1 rRNA gene is annotated in these 2,723 nt (G+C 55.2%); it reads left to right on the forward strand.

Annotated features, from left to right (window positions below):
• Positions 1-2,723 (forward strand): 23S ribosomal RNA (locus ACGF5R_RS23685); the annotation flags it as partial.

Genomic DNA, 2,723 nt, shown 5'->3' on the forward strand with positions numbered 1-2,723 from the left:
AGCCGGCGATGTCCGAATGGGGAAACCCAGTGCAATGCGTTGCACTATCATTAACTGAATCCATAGGTTAATGAGGCGAACCGGGGGAACTGAAACATCTCAGTACCCCGAGGAAAAGAAATCAACCGAGATTCCCCCAGTAGCGGCGAGCGAGCGGGGAGGAGCCCAGAACCAGCATCAGCCAGGGCATCAGAGGAACGGTCTGGAAAGGCCGGCGAGAGAGGGTGATAGCCCCGTACTCGAAGATGACCGGGTTGTGAGTTCGAAGAGTAAGGCGGGACACGAGAAATCCTGTCTGAAGAGGGGGGGACCATCCTCCAAGGCTAAATACTCCTGACTGACCGATAGTGAACCAGTACCGTGAGGGAAAGGCGAAAAGAACCCCGGCGAGGGGAGTGAAAGAGAACCTGAAACCGTGTACGTACAAGCAGTGGGAGCCTTGATTTATCAGGGTGACTGCGTACCTTTTGTATAATGGGTCAGCGACTTATATTCTGTAGCGAGGTTAACCGGATAGGGGAGCCGCAGGGAAACCGAGTCTTAACTGGGCGAATGAGTTGCAGGGTATAGACCCGAAACCCGGTGAGCTAGCCATGGGCAGGTTGAAGGTTGGGTAACACTAACTGGAGGACCGAACCGACTAATGTTGAAAAATTAGCGGATGACTTGTGGCTGGGGGTGAAAGGCCAATCAAACCGGGAGATAGCTGGTTCTCCCCGAAAGCTATTTAGGTAGCGCCTCGTGAATTCATCTTCGGGGGTAGAGCACTGTTTCGGCTAGGGGGCCATCCCGGCTTACCAACCCGATGCAAACTGCGAATACCGAAGAATGGTATCACGGGAGACACACGGCGGGTGCTAACGTCCGTCGTGAAGAGGGAAACAACCCAGACCGCCAGCTAAGGTCCCGAAGTCATGGTTAAGTGGGAAACGATGTGGGAAGGCCCAGACAGCCAGGATGTTGGCTTAGAAGCAGCCATCATTGAAAGAAAGCGTAATAGCTCACTGGTCGAGTCGGCCTGCGCGGAAGATGTAACGGGGCTAAACCATGCGCCGAAGCTGCGGCAGTGACGTTGAGGCGTTGCTGGGTAGGGGAGCGTTCTGTAAGCTGTTGAAGGCGGCGCCGTGAGGCCTGCTGGAGGTATCAGAAGTGCGAATGCTGACATAAGTAACGATAAAGCGGGTGAAAAACCCGCTCGCCGGAAGACCAAGGGTTCCTGTCCAACGTTAATCGGGGCAGGGTGAGTCGACCCCTAAGGTGAGGCCGAAGGGCGTAGCTGATGGGAAACAGGTTAATATTCCTGTACTGAATGTGACTGCGAAGGGGGGACGGAGAAGGCTAGGCCATCCGGGCGACGGTCGTCCCGGTTTAAGCGTGTAGGTGGGAGGAGCAGGTAAATCCGCTCTTCTGTGAACACTGAGGCGTGATGACGAGCCGCTACGGCGGTGAAGTGGTTGATGCCCGGCTTCCAGGAAAAGCCTCTAAGCGCCAGGTCACATTGAATCGTACCCCAAACCGACACAGGTGGTCAGGTAGAGAATACTCAGGCGCTTGAGAGAACTCGGGTGAAGGAACTAGGCAAAATGGTGCCGTAACTTCGGGAGAAGGCACGCTGGCGTTAGGTGAAGGGAGAGACGCCCGGAGCCGAAGCCAGTCGCAGAGACCAGCTGGCTGCAACTGTTTATTAAAAACACAGCACTGTGCAAACACGTAAGTGGACGTATACGGTGTGACGCCTGCCCGGTGCTGGAAGGTTAATTGATGGGGTTAGCCGCAAGGCGAGGCTCTTGATAGAAGCCCCAGTAAACGGCGGCCGTAACTATAACGGTCCTAAGGTAGCGAAATTCCTTGTCGGGTAAGTTCCGACCTGCACGAATGGCGTAATGATGGCCAGGCTGTCTCCACCCGAGACTCAGTGAAATTGAACTCGCTGTGAAGATGCAGTGTACCCGCGGCAAGACGGAAAGACCCCGTGAACCTTTACTATAGCTTGACACTGAACATGGAGCCTTGATGTGTAGGATAGGTGGGAGGCTGAGAAGCGCGGACGCCAGTCTGCGCGGAGCCATCCTTGAAATACCACCCTTGAATGTTCGATGTTCTCACTTAGGCCCGTGAACCGGGCTGAGGACAGTGTCTGGCGGGTAGTTTGACTGGGGCGGTCTCCTCCCAAAGCGTAACGGAGGAGCGCGAAGGTTGGCTAATCACGGTCGGACATCGTGAGGTTAGCGCAAAGGCATAAGCCAGCTTAACTGCGAGAGTGACGGCTCGAGCAGGTACGAAAGTAGGTCTTAGTGATCCGGTGGTTCTGCATGGAAGGGCCATCGCTCAACGGATAAAAGGTACTCCGGGGATAACAGGCTGATACCGCCCAAGAGTTCATATCGACGGCGGTGTTTGGCACCTCGATGTCGGCTCATCACATCCTGGGGCTGAAGTAGGTCCCAAGGGTATGGCTGTTCGCCATTTAAAGTGGTACGCGAGCTGGGTTTAGAACGTCGTGAGACAGTTCGGTCCCTATCTGCCGTGGGCGCAGGAAGATTGAAAGGGGCTGCTCCTAGTACGAGAGGACCGGAGTGGACGCACCGCTGGTGTACGGGTTGTCATGCCAATGGCATCGCCCGGTAGCTAAGTGCGGGAGAGATAACCGCTGAAAGCATCTAAGCGGGAAACTTGCCTTGAGATGAGTCTTCCCTTGACTTGAGGTCACGGAAGGAACGTTT

The sequence above is a fragment of the Photorhabdus sp. RM71S genome, from assembly GCF_042879355.1.
Classification (GTDB): Bacteria; Pseudomonadota; Gammaproteobacteria; order Enterobacterales; family Enterobacteriaceae; genus Photorhabdus; species Photorhabdus kayaii.